General features: G+C 57.1%; 15 protein-coding genes and 1 pseudogene. 7 read left to right on the forward strand and 9 right to left on the reverse strand.

Annotated features, from left to right (window positions below):
* Nucleotides 1–15 precede the first annotated feature (15 nt).
* Nucleotides 16–1,515 (forward strand): M16 family metallopeptidase, encoded by a 1,500-nt coding sequence (locus tag PGR29_RS17825; RefSeq protein WP_316425038.1) that lies wholly within the window; start codon nucleotides 16–18, stop codon nucleotides 1,513–1,515.
* 180 nt (nucleotides 1,516–1,695) lie between these two features.
* On the opposite strand, the gene PGR29_RS17830 is transcribed toward PGR29_RS17825, so the two are convergent.
* Nucleotides 1,696–2,625, reverse strand: coding sequence for a sugar kinase (locus tag PGR29_RS17830; protein ID WP_045397203.1), 930 nt, complete (start codon nucleotides 2,623–2,625; stop codon nucleotides 1,696–1,698).
* A 194-nt stretch (nucleotides 2,626–2,819) separates the two neighbouring features.
* Here PGR29_RS17830 and PGR29_RS17835 point away from each other — a divergent pair, with 194 nt between their 5' ends.
* Nucleotides 2,820–4,871: an AsmA family protein gene (locus PGR29_RS17835; RefSeq protein ID WP_316425039.1), complete on the forward strand. Its 2,052-nt coding sequence runs from the start codon at nucleotides 2,820–2,822 to the stop codon at nucleotides 4,869–4,871.
* Between the two features lie 49 nt (nucleotides 4,872–4,920).
* On the opposite strand, the gene PGR29_RS17840 is transcribed toward PGR29_RS17835, so the two are convergent.
* From PGR29_RS17840 to PGR29_RS17850, 3 genes are all read right to left on the reverse strand, one after another.
* Nucleotides 4,921–6,243, reverse strand: coding sequence for an MFS transporter (locus PGR29_RS17840; RefSeq protein ID WP_015703754.1), 1,323 nt, complete (start codon nucleotides 6,241–6,243; stop codon nucleotides 4,921–4,923).
* A 271-nt stretch (nucleotides 6,244–6,514) separates the two neighbouring features.
* Nucleotides 6,515–7,546, reverse strand: coding sequence for an inner membrane protein YhjD (yhjD, locus tag PGR29_RS17845; RefSeq protein ID WP_087858997.1), 1,032 nt, complete (start codon nucleotides 7,544–7,546; stop codon nucleotides 6,515–6,517).
* A gap of 107 nt (nucleotides 7,547–7,653) precedes the next feature.
* Nucleotides 7,654–8,553: a LysR family transcriptional regulator gene (locus PGR29_RS17850; protein WP_087858998.1), complete on the reverse strand. Its 900-nt coding sequence runs from the start codon at nucleotides 8,551–8,553 to the stop codon at nucleotides 7,654–7,656.
* 118 nt (nucleotides 8,554–8,671) lie between these two features.
* Between PGR29_RS17850 and PGR29_RS17855 the strand changes: the two genes are divergently transcribed.
* Complete coding sequence (locus tag PGR29_RS17855; RefSeq protein WP_316425040.1) at nucleotides 8,672–9,430, forward strand: SDR family NAD(P)-dependent oxidoreductase; 759 nt, start codon at nucleotides 8,672–8,674, stop codon at nucleotides 9,428–9,430.
* Nucleotides 9,431–9,789: 359 nt separating this feature from the next.
* Nucleotides 9,790–10,398: a helix-turn-helix transcriptional regulator gene (locus PGR29_RS17860; protein WP_308957673.1), complete on the forward strand. Its 609-nt coding sequence runs from the start codon at nucleotides 9,790–9,792 to the stop codon at nucleotides 10,396–10,398.
* Here the strand turns inward: PGR29_RS17860 and PGR29_RS17865 are convergent.
* The 4 genes from PGR29_RS17865 to PGR29_RS17880 all read right to left on the reverse strand — a co-directional run bounded on the left by PGR29_RS17865 (nucleotide 10,395) and on the right by PGR29_RS17880 (nucleotide 14,560).
* A complete protein-coding gene (locus tag PGR29_RS17865; protein WP_316425041.1) occupies nucleotides 10,395–10,817 on the reverse strand; it encodes a glycoside hydrolase family protein in 423 nt (140 codons plus the stop codon). The two genes, PGR29_RS17860 and PGR29_RS17865, sit on opposite strands and share 4 nt — an antisense overlap.
* A gap of 75 nt (nucleotides 10,818–10,892) precedes the next feature.
* Complete coding sequence (locus PGR29_RS17870) at nucleotides 10,893–11,420, reverse strand: GNAT family N-acetyltransferase (protein WP_087859001.1); 528 nt, start codon at nucleotides 11,418–11,420, stop codon at nucleotides 10,893–10,895.
* Nucleotides 11,421–11,483: 63 nt separating this feature from the next.
* Nucleotides 11,484–13,142, reverse strand: coding sequence for an alpha,alpha-trehalase (locus PGR29_RS17875; protein WP_316425042.1), 1,659 nt, complete (start codon nucleotides 13,140–13,142; stop codon nucleotides 11,484–11,486).
* A gap of 269 nt (nucleotides 13,143–13,411) precedes the next feature.
* A complete protein-coding gene (locus PGR29_RS17880) occupies nucleotides 13,412–14,560 on the reverse strand; it encodes an iron-containing alcohol dehydrogenase (protein WP_113373996.1) in 1,149 nt (382 codons plus the stop codon).
* Between the two features lie 99 nt (nucleotides 14,561–14,659).
* On the opposite strand from PGR29_RS17880, the gene PGR29_RS17885 reads away from it, so the two are divergent.
* Nucleotides 14,660–15,283 carry a glutathione S-transferase family protein gene (locus tag PGR29_RS17885; RefSeq protein WP_087859003.1) on the forward strand — a complete coding sequence of 208 codons (624 nt, stop codon included), beginning with the start codon at nucleotides 14,660–14,662 and terminating at the stop codon, nucleotides 15,281–15,283.
* Nucleotides 15,284–15,291: 8 nt separating this feature from the next.
* Here the strand turns inward: PGR29_RS17885 and PGR29_RS17890 are convergent, their stop codons facing one another.
* Complete coding sequence (locus PGR29_RS17890) at nucleotides 15,292–16,308, reverse strand: LacI family DNA-binding transcriptional regulator (RefSeq protein WP_087859004.1); 1,017 nt, start codon at nucleotides 16,306–16,308, stop codon at nucleotides 15,292–15,294.
* Nucleotides 16,309–16,487: 179 nt separating this feature from the next.
* Here PGR29_RS17890 and hisD point away from each other — a divergent pair, with 179 nt between their 5' ends.
* Nucleotides 16,488–17,795: a histidinol dehydrogenase gene (gene hisD, locus PGR29_RS17895; protein ID WP_316425043.1), complete on the forward strand. Its 1,308-nt coding sequence runs from the start codon at nucleotides 16,488–16,490 to the stop codon at nucleotides 17,793–17,795.
* Nucleotides 17,796–17,895: 100 nt separating this feature from the next.
* A pseudogene (locus tag PGR29_RS25000) lies at nucleotides 17,896–18,261 on the forward strand (GntP family permease); the annotation flags it as partial.
* Nucleotides 18,262–18,921: the final 660 nt, after the last annotated feature.

Below are 18,921 nucleotides of genomic sequence, written 5' to 3' on the forward strand. Positions count from 1 at the left end.
TCATCAGGGGTTCACATGCAGGGCACAAAAATTCGACTCTTAACCGGTGGTTTGCTGATGATAGTGACGGCCGGTTCTGTGCAGGCAGAAGCGCTCCAGCCGGACCCGGCCTGGCAACAGGGGACTTTGGCGAACGGTTTTTCGTGGCAGGTGCTGGCCACGCCGCAGCGTCCTAGCGATCGCGTCGAAGTCCGCCTGGCTGTGAATATTGGCTCGCTGAGCGAAAGCACTCAGCAGAGCGGCTTCAGTCATTTCATTCCGCGCCTGGCGCTGACCCAAAGCGGCAGCCTCCCGACGATGCAGGCGCGTTCGCTGTGGCAGCAGAGTATTGACCCGAAGCGTCCTCTGCCGCCGGCGATCGTTTCGTATGATTTCACCTTGTTTAATCTGAGCCTGCCGAACAACCGCAACGACCTGCTTAAAGAAGCGTTGAACTGGCTGGCGGACGCCAACGGTAAGTTGAGCATCACCCAGCAAGCGGTCAATCATGCGCTGCAGGGCAGCGATATGGTGGCGACCTGGCCGCTGGATACCCAGGAAGGCTGGTGGCGCTATCGCCTGAAGGGCTCAACGATGCTCGGTCACGATCCGGCGGCGCCGTTGAAGCAACCAGTTGATATTAAACAGCTGAAAGAATTTTATCAGAAATGGTACACCCCGGACGCGATGACGCTGATTGTCGTCGGTAACGTCGATAGCCGCAGCGTCGCGGAGCAAATCAACAAAATCTTCGGCGAACTGAAAGGTAAACGCGAGACCCCGGCGGCGGTGCCAACGCTTTCACCTCTGCCAGCTACGCCGGTTAGCATCATGACCGATGCCGTACGTCAGGATAAGCTGTCGATCATGTGGGATTCCCCATGGCAGCCGATCCGCGATTCCGCCGCGCTGCAGCGCTACTGGCGCGATGACCTGGCTCGGGAAGCGCTGTTCTGGCACGTGCAGCAGAATCTGAGTAAAAGCAACGTAAAAGATATCGGCCTCGGTTTTGATTGCCGCGTGCTGTATCAGCGCGCCCAGTGCGCGATCAATATCGACTCGCCGGGCGAACGCCTGAACGCCAACCTGAGCGCGGTATCGCGCGAGCTGGCGAAGGTACGCGACAATGGTCTGCCTCAGGAAGAGTTCGATGCGCTGATTGCGCAAAAGAATCTTGAACTGCAAAAGCTGTTCGCCACCTACGCGCGCACGGATACCGATATCCTGATTAGCCAACGTATGCGTTCGCTGCAAAATCAGGTGGTGGATATCGCGCCGGAGCAGTATCAGAAACTGCGCCAGGAGTTCCTGAACTCACTGACGGTCGACATGTTGAACCAGTATCTGCGCCAGCAGTTATCGCAGGATATGGCGCTGGTGCTGCAGCAGCCGAAAGGCGAGCCGGAGTACAACATGAAAGATCTGAAAGCGACGTGGGAAAAACTGATGGCGCCAGCGCCCGCTGCGGCGATGAGCGCCACGCCGGATGCGGTTGATGCGCATAATGAGGCGACGGATATTCCCCCTGGGCAGTAACACAGGCAGCGGGCGCGGAGCCGCTTTTGCGCCGGATGGCGGCTACGCCTTATCCGGCCTACGGTTCGTACGACTTGCCTTTAATTTATAGCCGGTGTTGGTGGCCTCAAAATCCCCGGTGGCGCTACCGCTTACCGGGGCTACAGTACTGTTCGATTTGGTAGCAGAGGGAATCGGAGCTTAGTCCGGCATCGCTTCGCGCGGGATAATCGCCCCGCGATACTGGATAACCGTGCTGGCGGTGAGGTGTCCGCGTTTCGCCGCGGATTCCGCGTCGCCGCCGGTCAGGCGCACCGCCAGATAGCCGGCGCTGAACGAATCGCCCGCCGCCGTGGTATCCACCACTTTCTCTTTCGCCAGCTTCACCGCGGGCACCTCCAGCAGCGGCTGGCCGGCAATCGCCACCAGGCAAGAGTCCGCGCCGCGCTTCACCACCACCTCTTCGACGCCAGCGGCGTGGGTACGGGCGATAACCTCGGCAACCGGTACCGCTCCCCATAGCGCATCTTCATCATCCAGCGTCAGAAAAGCGATATCGGTGCATTCCAGCATTTGCTGGTACACCTGGCGAGTCTCTTGCTGGCTGGCCCACAGGCGTGGACGGTAGTTGTTGTCGAAAATCACTTTCCCGCCGTTAGCGCGGCATTCGCGCAGTAGCGTGAGCAGTTTTTCCCGGCTGGACGGGCTGAGGATGGCGAGGCTGATGCCGCTCAGGTAGAGGTAATCAAAGGTAGCCAGCTCTTCGCAGATGGCGTCAGCGCGCTCGCTTTCGAGCCAGAATTTGGCCGCCGCTTCGTTGCGCCAGTAGTAGAAGGTGCGCTCGCCGGTCTCGTCCGTTTCAATGTAATAAAGGCCAGGCAGACGGTCAGCCATACGCTGAATCAGATCGGTTTTTACCTGTTCGCCCTGCCAGGACTCCAGCATCTGCTGGCTGAAGGTGTCGGTACCCAGCGCGGTCACGTAGTGCACGCTAAGCGCATCGGCGCTGGTCTGGCGCGCGATGTAGACGGATGTGTTTAAGGTATCGCCACCGAAACCGCGATTCACCGCCGCGTTTTTCTCTGACAGTTCAATCATGCATTCGCCAATCACGGCAATTTTCTTAGACATAGTGCTGACCTGAAATTGAATCGAAATTAGCGGTAGTTTGCGCTGGGTACCAGACAGGGTCAACCATATTAAAACATCGTTCCATTATTTTTTGACCTGACGCGCAAAATGTGACGAAAAGCGCATTTGGCGGATGAATCTCCGCTCTTCAACTATAGTGAGGAGTGACGAGACGCAAAAGGAGCGGAGAGGGGATGACCAGAACCCGTAAAACGATTGCTATTATCTCGGGAACGATTGTGCTGTTAATCGTTCTTTTTTTCATCGTATTGGCGACCTTTGACTGGAACCGGCTCAAGCCGACGATCAATCAGAAAGTTTCCGCCGAGCTCAATCGGCCATTCGCCATCCGCGGCGACCTGGGCGTGGTGTGGGAGCGACAGCCTGAGGAGCGCGGTTGGCGCAGTTGGATCCCGTGGCCGCATGTGCATGCCGAAGATATTGTGCTGGGTAACCCACCCGACATTCCGCAAGTGACGATGGTGCATTTGCCGCGCGTGGAAGCGACGCTGGCCCCGCTGGCGCTGCTGAGCAAAACGGTCTATTTGCCGTGGATTAAGCTCGAGCAGCCCGACGTCCGGCTGATAAGGCTGACGGAAAACAGCAATAACTGGACCTTTAAATTAGCTTCTGACCCGGCATCCGAAAAAGCTAACCCGCCATCGGCCTGGTCTTTCCGCCTTGATAATATTCTCTTCGATCGCGGCAACATCGCCATTGACGATAAGGTAACCCGCAGCGATATCGCGATCGTGGTCGATCCGCTTGGCAAAGCGCTGCCGTTTAGCGAAGTCACCGGTGCGGGCGACAAAGCGCAGGCGACAAAAGCCGGCGATTATATCTTTGGCCTGTCGGTGAAGGGGCGCTACAAAGGCCAGCCGTTGAGCGGCAGCGGCAAAATTGGCGGCATGCTGGCGCTGCGTAGCGATAGTACGCCGTTCCCGCTACAAGGGGATTTTCACTCTGGTAATACCCGGATAGCGTTTAGCGGTACGGTCAGCGATCCGCTTAATGTCGGCGGGATCGATCTGCGGCTGAAATTTGCCGGCGACTCGCTGCGCGACCTCTACGATCTGACCGGCGTCCTGCTGCCGGAAACGCCGTCGTTTTCCACCGATGGCCGCCTGCGCGCCGACTTTAAGCATAAAAACGGCATGCGTTTTGACTATCGCAATTTTAACGGCCGGATTGGCGACAGCGATATCCACGGTTCGTTGACCTATACCACCGGTAAACCACGACCGAAGCTCACCGGCGATCTGGAATCTAAACAGCTGCGGCTGGCGGATCTGGGCCCGCTGATTGGCGTTGATTCCGGAGGCGGGGCGAAGAAATCCTCATCACGCAAAGCGGGCGATGCCGTACAGCCAGCGGGAAAAGTCCTGCCGGCCGATCGCTTTGAGACGGATAAATGGCAGGTGATGGACGCCGATGTGCGCTTCAAGGGGCGGCGAATCGAACACGGCGGTACTCTGCCCATCAGCGACCTGGCGACCCACATTATTCTTGAGCGCGGCGACCTGCGCCTGCAACCGGTGCGCTTTGGTCTGGCCAACGGTTCGATTGCCGGCAGCGTGCATCTGCAGGGCGATAAAAAACCGCTACAGGGCGAAGCCAATTTGCAGGCGCGGCGGCTCAAGCTTAAGGCGCTGATGCCGAACGTTGAAATGATGCAGAAAACGCTCGGTGAGATGAGCGGCGATGTACAACTGCGCGGCAGCGGTAATTCGGTGGCGGCGCTGCTCGGCAACAGCAACGGCAACCTTAAGCTGCTGATGAATGATGGTCTGATTAGCCGTAACCTGATGGAAATCCTCGGCTTAAACGTCGGTAACTTTATCATCGGGCAGATTTTTGGCGATGAGGAGGTTCGGGTGAACTGCGCGGCGGCCAATATTGATGTGGTCAACGGCGTGGCGCGACCGCAAATTTTCGCCTTCGATACCGAGAACGCGCTGATTAACATTACCGGCACCGCCAGCTTTGCCTCTGAACAGCTGGATCTGACCGTTGACCCGGAAAGTAAGGGCCTGCGGGTGATTACTCTGCGTTCTCCGCTGTACGTGCGCGGTACCTTTAAATCGCCGGATGCCGGGGTGAAAGCCGGGCCGCTGATTGCCCGCGGCGCGGTGGCGGCAGCGTTAGCGACGCTGGTCACGCCGGCGGCCGCTTTACTGGCGCTGATCTCGCCGGCGGAAGGCGAGGCGAATCAGTGCCGGACAATTTTGTCGCAGATGAAAAAGTAAGGATGAGATGAGTGATGGCCCTGACGGCAACAGCGTCAGGGCCTGCAACTTACAGCGATTGATGGCGGGTTTCGTGGGTCAACAGCAGAGCGATCAGCGTCAGCGCCGCCATCGCCGCCAGGTAGATACCGACAGCCGGCAGGCCGTAATTGCCCTGCAGCCAGGCGGCAATATAGGGTGCGACCGACGCGCCGAGGATCGACGACACGTTATAGGAGAAAGAGGCGCCGGTATAACGAACTTCCGTCGGGAACAACTCCGGCAGCAGCGCGCCCATCGGGCCGAAGGTCAGCCCCATCAGGCTAAGGCCCAGCAGCAGGAAGGCGAAGACCAGAATCGGGTTGCCGGAACCGAGCAGCGGTTTAAAGGCGAACAGCGCGAACAGAATAATCATCGTGGTGATGATAATCATACTTTTACGACGGCCAAAGGCATCCGCCAGCAGGCCCGCCACTGGCACCATCACGCCGAAACCAATGACCGCCATCATCAGCATCCACAGCACTTCGTTACGCGGCAAACCTAAACCAATCGGCGCGGCAGCGGTACTGAAGGTCATGGAGTAAACGGTCATGATATAGAACAGGGTATAGGTCGCCAGCATGATGAAGGTGCCGAGCACGGTCACGCGCACGTGCTTAGTCAGCAGCGTGCCAAGCGGGATTTTGACCTGTTTTTTCGCCGCCGCCACTTTAGCGAAGACCGGGGTTTCATGCAGCGACACGCGAACATACAGACCGATAATGACCAGTACCGCAGAGAAGATGAACGGCACGCGCCAGCCCCATTCCATGAACTGCTGGTCGCTCAACAGCCACGACAGCAGCAGGAAGGTGCCGTTGGCGAAGAAGAAGCCGATTGGCGCCCCCAGTTGCGGGAAGGAGCCATATAGCGCGCGTTTGCGCGGCGGAGCGTTTTCCGTCGCCAGCAGCGCCGCCCCGCCCCATTCGCCGCCAAGGCCGAGACCCTGACCAAAGCGCGCCAGCGCCAGCAGCATCGGCGCCAGAATGCCAATGCTTTCATAGCCCGGCAGCAGGCCGATGACCACGGTGGAGATGCCCATGGTCAGCAGCGAGGCAACGAGTGTGACCTTACGGCCTACGCGGTCGCCGAAGTGGCCGAATAGCGCTGAGCCAATCGGGCGCGCGACAAAGGCGATGGCGAACGTCGCCAGCGACTGGAGCGTCGCGGCGGCAGCATCACCCTGTGGGAAAAAGATATGAGGGAAGACGATAACCGCGGCGGTGGCGTAAATATAGAAGTCGAAGAACTCAATGGCGGTGCCGATGAGCGAGGCGACGACGACTTTATTACGCGAGTTAACCGGCGTGGCGTCTTGCGCGTTGTCGATAGTAGTGGCTGTGGCTTGCATAGATCTTTCTTATTTTTGAGCGAACGAAAAGCCATATAGCCACAGCAAAAGAGACATTTCAATCTGTAACAAAACTCGCCATCGCGCAAAAAACAGGCAAAAAGCGGATAATTTTCGCCCTGAGAAAATATCTTCTATGAAATGCTTCACATAATTAAAATATTAGAGAATAAAACCAGTTTTAGGTTAAATAAAAGTTACGCGTTGGATTTATCTGCTGAAATGATAGGTCGGGCTGAATTTTGCGTCTTTATTCAGCCCGATAATGACTTTAATCGTGGGTTTTGCCCGGCATCCGCTTATCGTCTTTATACTCTGCGGTCGCAATCCATGCGGCGCAGAAGAGGGTCAGACGGGCGAAGAAGTAGAAGAAGGCCATCAGCCCCAGTACCGAACCAAAGGCGGCGCCGGAGGGGGATTTCACCAGAGCCGGCAGCGTCCAGGTCATCACGATTTTAATAATCTCAAAGCCAATCGCCGCAATTAGCGTACCGCGGAACAGCGCTTTGCGGCGTGGACGGTGGCGCGGCAGTCGCCAGAAGATCCAGAAAAACAGCAGATAGTTAGCGAAGATGGAAATCGCCAGGCCAATCAGGCGCCATGCGGGTTTCAGCCATTCTATATAATCGAGATACAGCGCGGAGATGATCATTTGCTGCGCAGACCCGGCGACGGAGGTAATTGACAGGGTGATCACCAGCGCGACCAGCAGGCCAATCAGCGAGATCAGATCGCGGAAGTATTTAACCCAGATTTTTTCCTGATCCTGCGGCGTACGTTCCCACACGTCGCGCGACTGGGCGCGAATCGCTTCACGCAGGTTGCCCATCCAGTTAATACCGGAGTAGAGCGCGACCAACAGGCCGACTAGCCCGACGGCGGTACGCTGCTGTACGGCGGTGTTGATGGTGTTTTTAAGCGTTGCCGCCAGCGTCGGGTCGCTGACGTTTTGCAGAATTTTATCGAAGATGTCCTGCAGTAGGGTCGGATGCCATGCCAGCACGAAACCGGCGGCGGCGAACGAGACCATCAGAATCGGGATCATCGACAAGAATGAGAAGTAGGTAATGGCTGCGCCAAACTGATTGCCAAGCCTGTCATTGAAGCGCTCGGCGGCGCGTAGCAGGTGGGCTATCACCGGATTACGTTGGACTTTGGCCGCCGTTCCGGTGACCGTTTTCAGCGCCTGGTTAGCTTTCTGCCCAACGGCGGAATCGTTGATGGCGGCGAGCGTACTTTTGTTTTTCTCCGGCTGCTGGTCCGTTTCCTGTGGCGGCTGGCGATCGTCGTTTTCCGGCGTCATAAGTGATTTCTTCCTTTCTTTACAGCGATATTCAGCCAGAAGTATACCTTAAACGACGCATCTTGCAGGCGCCCATCGGCCAGACGGGTATTGACGACTCGCGCTGATTAATCGACATAACCTTTCATCAATCCGCCCAGCCACTCCATAAAGAGATGTACGCGGCGGGAGAGATTGCGCCGATGTGGATAGATAATCGATACCGGCATCGGTTCGGCGCGGTACTGCGGCAGGATCTCAACCAGCTCGCCGGTGCGCAGCGGTTCGCGTACCGCGATGCGCGGAACCTGAATAATGCCGAGCCCGGCCTGACAGGCGGCCTGGTAGGTTTCGGTGCTATTGACGGTCAACACGCCGCCGGTTTTCACCCAGCGCACGGCGCCATCACTGACGACTTCAAAACCAGGCTGCCGCGCGCCGAAGTTGCTGGCGTAGTGGATCAGGGCATGATCCGCCAGATCGTCGAGGCTTTCCGGGTAGCCGAAGCGCGCCAGATAATGCGGACTGGCGCAGTTAATTTGCGTGAGCTTGCCGAGCGGGCGGGCGATGAGTCCCGAGTCTTTAAGCGTACCCACCCGGATCACGCAGTCGAAACCTTCGCGCACCACATCGACCAGCCGGTCGCTACTGCTCAGTTCGATTTCAATGCCGGGATACTGTTGTAAAAACGCGGGAAGTTTCGGGATGACCAGTTTTTTGGCGACGCTGATCGGCATATCGACACGCAGGCGGCCGCTGATGCTCGATGGATCGCCCTGAAACATACCATCCAGCTCTTCGAGATTGCTTAACAGGTCTTTGGCGCGTTCGTAATAGACCATGCCGTCCTGAGTCAGCTGCACCCGGCGGGTGGTGCGGTGCAGCAGGCGGGCGCCGAGATGGCTTTCCAGCGCCTGGATCTGTCGCGATACGCTACCTTTGGGCAACCCAAGGGTATCGGCGGCGCGAGAGAAACTCTCCAGTTCCGCGACGCGGATGAAGAGTTGCATTGCGTGAATTTTATCCATACCTACTGCCTATTGTTGTTATTAACGAAACAGTAAAACGTAATTTAGCGCATTTATTGTTACTACGTCTGCTAATAAGCTCTTTATTCACACACACGTAATGACGAAGGGGTTTCTGATGACACAACGTATCGCTTTAGTGACCGGCGGCAGTCGCGGTCTGGGAAAAAATGCGGCGCTGAAGCTGGCGGCGAAGGGAACCGATATTATTCTGACCTACCACAGCAACCAGCAGGCGGCGCTGGAAGTGGTGCGCGAAATTGAGCAAACAGGCGCGCAAGCGGCGGCATTACCGCTGAACGTCGGCGATAGCGCCAGTTTTGCTGGCTTTGCGCAACAGCTGACGCAATGTCTGAAGGAGAAGTGGCAGCGCGACAGCTTCGATTATTTATTGAACAATGCTGGCATCGGATTGACTGCGACGTTTAGTGAGACCAGCGAAGCGCAGTTTGACGAGCTGATGAACATCCACTTTAAGGGGCCGTTCTTCCTTACCCAGCAGCTGCTGCCTTTGCTTAAAGACGGCGGGCGCATTCTGAACGTCTCCAGCGGGCTGGCGCGCTTTGCGCTGCCGGGCTATTCCGCTTATGCGGCGATGAAAGGGGCGATGGAGGTGTTAACCCGTTATCAGGCGAAGGAACTCGGCGTGCGCGGGATATCGGTCAATATCATCGCGCCCGGCGCGATTGAGACCGACTTTGGCGGCGGCGCGGTGCGTGATAATGCCCAGCTTAACCAGCATATTGCCGCCCAGACGGCGCTGGGGCGCGTCGGCCTGCCGGATGATATCGGCAATGCTATTGCTGCGCTGCTGAGCGACGAGCTTGGCTGGATGAACGCCCAGCGCGTTGAGGTTTCCGGCGGCATGTTTTTATAATGACCACGCCCTGCGCATAATGGCGTAGGGCGTCACCATATTGTGCGTTTTATTATTCCGTAACACTCTTTTGCATCATGCGTATCGCTGATTTTAAGCGGTTGGATTACACTGGCAGAAATAATATTATTATCCTGTTAGCTATCCGTTTAATTAAGGAATTTCTTACGCCAAATGTAATAAATATTATGAATGAGTAATCGTTACGCGCTGGCGTGTAACTATTCATCATCATGATGTTTATATCATCTACTCCATCGGTAAAATGGCTTAGGTCATACGGCGAGTTCTTATTTTTGTCGGCTGATATTACCCTTCCCCCACTTTTTAAGGGGTATTTTTTCGATGGAGAGCAGTCCATGCAAGTAATCATGTTTGACAGGCAGTCAATATTTATTCATGGAATGAAAGTCGGCTTACAACAACGTATTCCTGAAATTAATATTCATAGTACCTGTCAGGCAGAACAGCTGTGGCAGCTGCTCACGGCTCATCCGCAGGCGCTCCTCATACTTGATGGCGACCTGAACAGTGAATTTTGTTGCTGGTTGCTCCAGGAGAAGCAGCAGCGTTTTCCGCATGCCAAAGTATTATTAGTGGTTTCGGATGATAATAAAAGCTGGCTGCAACGAGCGCTGGCGTGGAACGTGCGCGCTATTGCCCAACGTGAGGATAGCGCCGATATGTTTGCCCAGATCATTAATAGCATCATGTTGGGGATGATGTGTCTGCCGGGCACCTGGTTAATGACCTCTGCGGATCGCAATAAACATGCGGTGCATCTCAGTCGCCGCCAGCAGGAAATTTTAAAACTGCTGGCGGAAGGCAGCTCTAATAAGGAAATTAGCCGTACGTTAAATATCAGCGCAGGGACTGTGAAAGCGCATCTTGAGTCGTTATATCGGCGGCTGGATGTGAAAAACCGAACCCAGGCGGCGATGGCATTTAATAGCGTCGGTGACAATTAACTGGTCTGACAAAACCGCTCGCACTCCTGCAGGCGATAGGCGTTATCGCGGTCAATGTGCCGCCATATCGCCAGCGCCTGCGTCATGTTGTGGCCGTTAAGATAATGCAAAATAGCGTCCAACTGCGGCTGGGCGCCGCCATCTAAACTGAACACCAGCGCCAGCAAGGCATCGTACTGCGGCTGAGTCAGTTCCACGACTAACCTGCGCTGTAATATCTGTTGGCACCGCAGCAGGTCTAGCGTCAATAGCATCATCGCCAGTTCGGCGGTGATGGGCGTCTCTTTCTCATCTTCACCGATAGCGTGGCCGTAGCCGACCCGCCATTGCCCAAATTTGTCCTGATACGGCAGCAGCGCCAGCCCTTGCGTCCGCTGGATAAAACGCAGCCCCGGCAGGCTTAACGTGGTGACGGTCATGATCTTTTCCTCTGTGGTTGGCGGCAGTGTAGAGGAAAAGCGGGGTCGCCCCCATTCGCCGGATGGCCCAAGGCCTTATTGGTAATCGTGGCGCATCAGGCCAAACAGCCAGTCATTGTGCCAACGGCCATGTAGCCAGTAGCTCTCGCGTAGCTCTCCTTCCTGAATAAATCCTGTTTTTAGCAGCAGTTGTTTTGAGGCCTGGTTCCCGGCGGTGACGCTGGCGGTCAGGCGACGGATGCCGCCTGTAGAAAACGCGTAATCACATAGCGCCCGCAGTGATTCATATCCGTAGCCCTGGCCCTGCGCCTGTGGGGCGAAGAGAAAGCCCACTTCGGCAATATCATCATCGTGGTGGCAATAGCCGGTCAGGCCGAGGGGCGTATGGCTTTGCCGATCGCGAACCACCAGGCACAGCCAGTGCGCGGCCTTAGGCGACCAGACCGGCAGGCGCGCATCAAACGCGGCGCGGATATCGGCGATGGGCCGGTTATCCGCGACATAGAGCATCACCTGCGGATCCTGTTGCAGGCTGAGAAAAAAAGACCAGTCGTCAAGCTGCAGCGGCGAGCAGCGCAGCCGCGGCGTAAGCAGTTCGGGCATGTTGTCGGCTCTGGCAAAGGGAAAATAAAACCTTAACAGCACAGCCTGCCGACGGAAAGTGCCTCATGAAGACCTCGGCTCGCCGTACAGGCTGATGAGTCGCCGCACGACGCCGTTGGTCCAGCCGAAGCCATCCTGCAGCGGATACTCCCCGCCGCCGCCCTCATGTGGGACGCCGCTGGCGATATGATATTTCTCAATGAGCTTGTGGTGTTTAAGATAAAATTGATTCACCGTCTGCAGCCAGCTCTGGGCGATTTCATCGCCAAGCGGGTCGTGGCCGTACATTTTGAATCCCTGTACCGCCATCCACTGCAGCGGCGCCCAGCCGTTGGGTTTATCCCACTGTTCGCCGCTTTCATATTCCGTCGCCATGATGCCGCCAGGGGTGAGCAGACGCGCGCGTACGGCATCCGCCAGCCGTTCGGCCTGGGTGTGGGTCGCCATCCCGACATACAGCGTGACGATGCTGGCGGCGGAGAACAAGGCCAACTGCTCACGGCGCCAATCGTAATCGCGAAAACAGCCGCACTCTTCATCCCACAGGTAGCGGGTCACCGCCTCCCGGCGAGCGTTGGCTTTACGGCGAAATTCGGCTTCAGCCTCGCGATCGCCCTTCAGGCCGGAAAGATTGGCGATGGTATTTTCCAGCTTAAACAGAAAAGCGTTGAGGTCGATGGGAATAAACTGGGTGGTGCGGATGCTCGCAAGCCTGGTGATATCGCGCAGCCAGCGGCTGGAGTAGTCCCAGCCGGAAGCCGCACCGGCGCGCAGGTCTCGATAGACCTCGTTTGGCGGGCGGCCGGAATGCTTCGCCGTTTCGACATCTTCTCGCCAGGACTCATCGCGCGGCGTATCGCGGTCGTCCCAGTAGCGGTTAAGCAGCGAACCATCTGGCATACGCACCACGTGACGGTAGGCCTGGTTAGGGATCAGCGATTCCGCGCCGTCCATCCAGAAGGCGTGCTCTAATTTGAGATGGTCGAGATAGCGGCGCGCGCCGCGAACGCCATCTTCCTCAAACAGTTCAACCATCAGGGCGAACACCGGCGGCTGGGAGCGGCTGAGATAGTAGGTGCGATTGCCGTTAGGAATGTGGCCGTAGGTTTCAATCATCCAGGCGAAGTTGTCGGCCATGCATTTGAGCAAATCTTCACGGCCGCTTTCCGCCAGCCCCAGCATGGTGAAGTAGGAATCCCAATAGTAGGTCTCGCTAAAACGCCCGCCGGGGACGATGTACGACTGCGGTAGCGCCAGCAACGACGACCACGGAATATGATCCTGCGGTTCACGTGTGAGCACCGGCCACAGCTTATCGATATGCTCTTTTAGCGTCAGTTTCGGATCAGAGGTGTAATCATCGGCGCGGTTATCCGGCAGCCAGAAGTTGTCTTCCACAAACTGACGCAAATCGAACTCCGGCGTACGCTTAACCCGTCGATAGTGCATCAGGATATCCAGCGGATCGTGTTTCGGCGCGCAGTCGGGAAAGGTTTTACTATCAAGAAAAATGCGCGACTTTTGGACGTTGGTAAACAACTCGAGATAGCGGTCGGCGGGGGTCAGCGCGTCAGACGCCGGTAGCCCTTCGATGATCTCCGGCTCCGGTTCGGCGTCGAACATTTCATCCAGTTTTAACTCATACGGATCGGCTTCGTAGCACGGATCGTTTTCGATCCTCAACTCGTCGTCATCAACGTTGCGTAGTTTCTGGCTGAACATAGCGATACAGGCCTCCGGATAGCGTGAGTTTAGGGGCCGGGCATGCCCGGGCTCTCTAATAAGCGTAGACACTCGCTTCGGTCTGCGGAAGATAAACTGTGCGTCACGTCACGCTTTTCGCTAAGAAAAAACGGCGGAGAAGAAGAGCAGGTCTTTGAAATTAAAGGGTGAATATTTACCGTTATCGTGAATGCGCGAAAACGAAATTCGGAGCATTCATTATGCAACAAAATTTGAACCGCCCCGGTAAACGCAGGCGGTTGGCTCGTTTACTCCCAGGCGGCTTCCAGCATCTCCAGCAGTTGCTCTGAATCCAGCGTGACCGGATTGGCTTTCATCGACGATGAACTACTGGCCGCCAGCGCGGCGGGTTCCAGCGCTTCGCGCGGCACGCCGAGGTCGCGTAAATTGCCGAGCCCCGAGCGCTGGCTCCATTCGCGCAGGCTTTGCCAGGCGTCATCCGGCGAGACGCCAAGCCCGGCGGCGATCCACTGGCGCACGTCGAGGAAACGCTGGCGCAGCGCCGGATTGGTTACCTGCGACTCATTGAGTTCCAGCCCAAAGGGCAGCAGGCAGCCGCAGAGCGCGCCGTGGGAGGCATCGCTTAGCCCGCCAAGCGGCCCCGCAAGACCGTGAACCACGCCCAGCCCGGCGTTGGCCAGCGCCAGCCCGCCACACAGGCTGACCCAGGCCAGCTCGTCGCGGCTGTCGGCACACTCTTTTTCCATCAGCGTTTTTAACGCGGCGATGCCGCGGGGGATCGCCTCCCGGCACAGAGCATCGGTGAAGGGGGTCGCCCGGGTGCACAGCCAGGGTTCGATAACCTGAGTTAAGGCATCAAGGCCGGAGCCGAGGGTGACGGCGCGGGGGGCGTTATCCGTTAACGCCGGATCGACAATCGCCAGCTGCGGCAGCATGCGATCGTCGCGCAGGCTGACTTTGCGCTGCTGCAGCGGGACGTTGATGACCGCGTTTTTAGTGACCTCCGCGCCGGTGCCGGACGTTGTGGGAATAGCGACAAACGGTAGCGGGCTGGCTTCCAGTATTCTCCCCGTTCCGACGACTTCCAGATAGTCGATGACAGGCCCGCTTGCCGGGACCAGCGCGGCAATGGCTTTACCGGCATCAATGACCGCGCCGCCGCCGAGGCTGACCACCGCGCCAACGCCGCGCTCGCGCGCTAGCCGTACGCCGCGTTCAATATCGTCCAGCGTGGGTTCATTGGCGATAGCAAAAGTGCTGACCTGAAGATGCAATGCGCTCAGTTCGCTCAGTAAAAATTGAGCGCGGCTTTTGGTCGCGCCGTGAACCAGCAGCACCGGGGCATCATATTGCGCCAGCCACGGCGCGGCGCTGCGGGCCTGCCCGCGGCCAAAGCGGATATTGCCCGGCGTTAAGATGTTGAAGGGAGTGACCATGTGTAAGAGTACCTGTAGTGGATAATTATTCTGCAATCCACTATACACATTATCCGGCAAGCTTCATGTCTGCCATATTACGAAAAAGGGTTGCTGACGATGATAAGAATCTTGGGTAAACGCTCGTCTATTAACGTGCGCAAGGTGCTCTGGACCTGCGAAGAGGCGGGGGTCGAGTATCAGCAGGAAGATTATGGCAGCGGCTATAGCCCGCTTGATACGCCGGAATTTTTGGCGCTCAATCCGAATGCGTTAGTGCCGGTGCTGGTGGATGATGATTTTGTCCTTTGGGAGTCGAACAGCATCTGCCGCTATCTGGCGCGTAAGGCCGGTCGTGAGGATTTGTTGCCCTCTACGTTACGTGCCGCGGCGCAGGTAGAACACTGGATGGACTGGCAGGCGACGGAGTTTAATAGCGCCTGGCGCTACGCTTTCACGGGGCTGGTGCGTAAAGACCCGCGTTTTCAGGACCCGGCGGCGATTAAAGAGAGTATTGCCGCGTGGACGCGCTGCGTACAGATTGTCGACAACCAGTTGCTGCGCACCGGCGCGTGGCTGACCGGCGAGACGTTTACGCTGGCGGATATCGTGCTGGGGCTTTCGGTGCACCGCTGGAAAATGACGCCGTTCGCCCACCCGGAGATGGCAAACGTCGAACGCTGGTATATGGCCCTTAACCAGCGTCCGGCATTTATGCGCCACGGTAATAACGGCGTGGCGTAGCGGCTGATTTAGCGTCGCGGGCGGGTACTGCCCCTGACGATAAGCTTCCCCTGCAGAACGTGCTGAACGGCGCTGGTTTCAACCGCGCCCAGCTGCGTTTTCAGTACGGCGATGGCGGTATCCACCATTTCCGATAGCGGCTGGACCCAGGTGGTTAAATTTATCAGCGGCCAGCTGGCCATGGCGATATCATCGAACCCGACGATGGAGATATCTTCGCCCGCCTTCATGCCCATTTCGCCGACAACCACGTTGAGGGCGGCGATGGCCATCATATCGTTGGCGCAAAATAGCGCGTCCGGCGGCGTTGGTAGCGCCATCAGCCTGCGGGTGGCGTTCATCGCTTCTTCTATCGACCACATTCCGCTATCGCGCAGCATCGGGCGGGCGCCGCGGGCCTCCAGACGCTGTCGAAAGCCTGTCTCCCGGTCGCGGCTGGTAGAGGAGGTATCTCTACCGGCAACAAATGCCAGCTGCTGATGGCCGAGATCCAGCAGGAAATCGGCAATCGCGGCGCCGCCGGCCAGGTTATCGCTGGTGACGCTGGAAACCGATCGGCTGTCGTTTTTGCGGTTGAGCAGCAGCACCGGCAGCCCGAGCTGCTGGCATTCATGAGCAAAGTGTGAAGAAAGGCTATTGGACACCAGCACTAGCGCTTCAACACGATGACGCAGAATCTCTTCCATGATTGGGGTAGTGTCATCATCGCGGTACGTCGAAAACAACAGTACCCGGTATCCCATCAGGTTCAACGCTTGTGACAGTTCATCCAGCACCGCGGCGTAGAAGGGATTCACCAACCCCGGAACGACGATACCAATAAGCGTTGAGCGGCGGGTGATCAGCGACTGGGCGATAAAGCTCGGACGATAGCCCAGTTCGGCGGCGATCTTACGTACCTTTTCTTTGGTGGCTGGCGAGATTTTCGCTCCTTCGGTAAAGGCGCGGGATACCGCAGACTGCGAGACGCCAGCCGCTTTCGCGACATCGTAACTGGTGACTGCTCGTTTGTTTTGACCTGCCATTCCGTTGCCTCTCCTGACCCATGCCCCGTCATTATGCGTGAATCTTCCCCCCTGTCACTAATTTTGCGATCTCTGTTGCATTCGAATGCATTACTGCTTCACATAACATTTCATTCACGCCAGGATGCAAGTGAATTCGAATGCATTAGCATTTTATTAACATTATAGTGAGGCAAGTTATGGCTATCTGGCTCAAGCGCGGTGCGGAATCTGAAGCAATGAAATCTCACGACCGTACGGTTCGTGAAGCGGTAGAGAAAATCCTGGCGGATATTGAAGCGCGCGGTGACGCAGCGGTGCGCGAGCTGTCGATTAAGTTCGATAAGCTCGATCGCGCAAACTTCCGCCTGTCGCAGCAGGAAATCGATGATTGCTATGCGCAGCTGTCGGAGCGCGATATTGCCGATATCCGCTTTGCGCAGGAGCAGGTGCGTAACTTCGCGCAGCACCAGCGCGACAGCCTGAAAGATATCGAGGTTGAAACGCTACCGGGCGTCATTCTGGGACACAAAAATATTCCGGTCAGCGCGGCGGGCTGCTACGTGCCGGGCGGGAAATACCCGCTGCTGGCGTCGGCGCATATGTCGATTATCACCGCGAAAGTTGCAGGCGTGCCGCGCATTGTCACCTGTGCGCCGCCGTTTAACGGTAAACCGGCGCCGGCGATTGTGGTGGCGCAGCATATGGCGGGGGCCGACGAAATCTACTGCCTGGGGGGTATTCAGGCCGTGGCGGCGATGGCAGTCGGTACCGAGAGTATCGCCCCGGTGGATATGCTGGTAGGGCCGGGCAACGCCTTTGTCGCTGAAGCCAAGCGCCAGCTGTTTGGCCGCGTCGGTATCGATCTGTTCGCCGGGCCGACGGAAACCCTGGTCATTGCCGATGAAAGCGTGGATGGCGAAATCTGCGCCACCGACCTGTTAGGTCAGGCGGAGCATGGCCCTGATTCTCCGGCGATTTTGTTGACGACCTCGGAAACGCTGGCGCGCGAAACGCTGGCGGAAATTGAACGCCTGCTGGCGGTGCTGCCCACCGCGGAAATCGCGCGCCAGTCGTGGGCGAAGTTTGGCGAAATCATTGTGGCTGAAGACCGGGAAGAAATGCTGAAAATCGCCAATGAGCTGGCGTTCGAACATGTGCAGGTAATGACCCGCGACCCGGACTGGTTCCTCGAAAATATGCAGAACTTTGGCGCGTTGTTCCTGGGCCCGCGAACGAACGTAGCTTATGGCGATAAGGTTATCGGCACCAACCATACCCTGCCGACGCGTAAAGCGGCGCGTTATACCGGAGGGCTGTGGGTTGGGAAGTTCATCAAAGCCTGCACCTATCAAAAGGTTCTTACCGATAGCGCCTCCGCGCAGATCGGCGAGTACTGTTCGCGTCTGTGCGCCCTCGAAGGTTTCTCCGGCCACGGTGAACAGGCCAATGTCCGCGTGCGCCGCTACGGCAATAAAGACGTTCCTTACGCTGGGATTCCTGAATAACCCGTAAGGTCTGAAACGGGAAGCGGGATACGCTCCCCAACTTAACATCGGCCGCCCGATAACAAGGAAATAAGCGGCGGCCATGCTGACGGATAACCCTATGGACGTATTGATTGCCTTACTGGCGTTAGGATTGCTGATGCTCGCCGCCTATCGCGGCTATAGCGTGATCCTTTTTGCCCCTTTGGTTGCGCTCGGCGCCGTATTACTCACCCAGCCAGCCGCTGTTGCCCCGGTATTCAGCGATATCTTCATGGATAAGCTGGTAGGGTTTGTAAAACTCTATTTCCCGGTTTTTTTACTCGGCGCGGTCTTCGGGAAATTAATTGAGTTTTCCGGATTTTCCCGTTCAATCGTAAGTGCTGTTACCCGACTGATGGGACAAAACAAGGCGATGCCGGTGATTATTCTGGTCTGCGCGTTGTTAACCTATGGTGGGGTTTCGTTATTCGTGGTGGTATTTGCGGTCTATCCCTTCGCCGCTGAGATGTTCCGCCAGAGCCAAATTCCGAAACGGCTAATGCCTGCGAGTATCGCGCTGGGTGCCTTCACTTTTACGATGGATGCGCTACCGGGTTCGCCACAGATTCAGAATATTATTCCGACTACCTTCTACGGTACGACCTCTTGGGCGGCGCCCTGGCTTGGGGTACTGGGCTCTGCGTTTGTGGCTATTGGAGGCTGGTTATATCTGGAGGCGATGCGCCGTAAAGCGCAGCACAGGGGCGAAGGTTATGGAAGCGAGCTCGTGAATGAACCTGAAACCCCGGCAGACCTTAATTTGCCGCATCCGATGATCGCGCTGCTGCCGTTGATAATCGTCGGCGTCGCCAACCTGCTGTTCACCTGGCTTATCCCTCAGGCGTACGGTAGCCATTTCCTGATTGACCTGCCGGGACTGAAAGCGCCGATGGAAAGCGACGTGAAGAAGATGGTGGCGATTTGGGCGGTGATGGCGGCCTTGTTGTGCGGAATTATCACTATCTTCCTGTTTGCCGGGCGTAGCCTGAAGGGTAAGCTGGCCGACGGTAGCAAAGTCGCCGTTGGCGGCGCGATGCTGGCGGCGCTGAATACCGCATCAGAGTATGGTTTTGGCGGGGTGATTGCCGCGCTACCGGGGTTTGTT

This window comes from Klebsiella sp. 141203 (genome assembly GCF_032601985.1).
Lineage (GTDB): Bacteria > Pseudomonadota > Gammaproteobacteria > Enterobacterales > Enterobacteriaceae > Klebsiella > Klebsiella aerogenes.

Bases quoted from the DNA above. Each gene is read 5' to 3' on its own strand.
- PGR29_RS17825 (WP_316425038.1), top strand. From the start codon at position 16: ATGCAGGGCACAAAAATTCGACTCTTAACCGGTGGTTTGCTGATGATA.
- PGR29_RS17830 (WP_045397203.1), bottom strand. From the start codon at position 2,625: ATGTCTAAGAAAATTGCCGTGATTGGCGAATGCATGATTGAACTGTCA.
- PGR29_RS17835 (WP_316425039.1), top strand. From the start codon at position 2,820: ATGACCAGAACCCGTAAAACGATTGCTATTATCTCGGGAACGATTGTG.
- PGR29_RS17840 (WP_015703754.1), bottom strand. From the start codon at position 6,243: ATGCAAGCCACAGCCACTACTATCGACAACGCGCAAGACGCCACGCCG.
- yhjD (WP_087858997.1), bottom strand. From the start codon at position 7,546: ATGACGCCGGAAAACGACGATCGCCAGCCGCCACAGGAAACGGACCAG.
- PGR29_RS17850 (WP_087858998.1), bottom strand. From the start codon at position 8,553: ATGGATAAAATTCACGCAATGCAACTCTTCATCCGCGTCGCGGAACTG.
- PGR29_RS17855 (WP_316425040.1), top strand. From the start codon at position 8,672: ATGACACAACGTATCGCTTTAGTGACCGGCGGCAGTCGCGGTCTGGGA.
- PGR29_RS17860 (WP_308957673.1), top strand. From the start codon at position 9,790: ATGCAAGTAATCATGTTTGACAGGCAGTCAATATTTATTCATGGAATG.
- PGR29_RS17865 (WP_316425041.1), bottom strand. From the start codon at position 10,817: ATGACCGTCACCACGTTAAGCCTGCCGGGGCTGCGTTTTATCCAGCGG.
- PGR29_RS17870 (WP_087859001.1), bottom strand. From the start codon at position 11,420: ATGCCCGAACTGCTTACGCCGCGGCTGCGCTGCTCGCCGCTGCAGCTT.
- PGR29_RS17875 (WP_316425042.1), bottom strand. From the start codon at position 13,142: ATGTTCAGCCAGAAACTACGCAACGTTGATGACGACGAGTTGAGGATC.
- PGR29_RS17880 (WP_113373996.1), bottom strand. From the start codon at position 14,560: ATGGTCACTCCCTTCAACATCTTAACGCCGGGCAATATCCGCTTTGGC.
- PGR29_RS17885 (WP_087859003.1), top strand. From the start codon at position 14,660: ATGATAAGAATCTTGGGTAAACGCTCGTCTATTAACGTGCGCAAGGTG.
- PGR29_RS17890 (WP_087859004.1), bottom strand. From the start codon at position 16,308: ATGGCAGGTCAAAACAAACGAGCAGTCACCAGTTACGATGTCGCGAAA.
- hisD (WP_316425043.1), top strand. From the start codon at position 16,488: ATGGCTATCTGGCTCAAGCGCGGTGCGGAATCTGAAGCAATGAAATCT.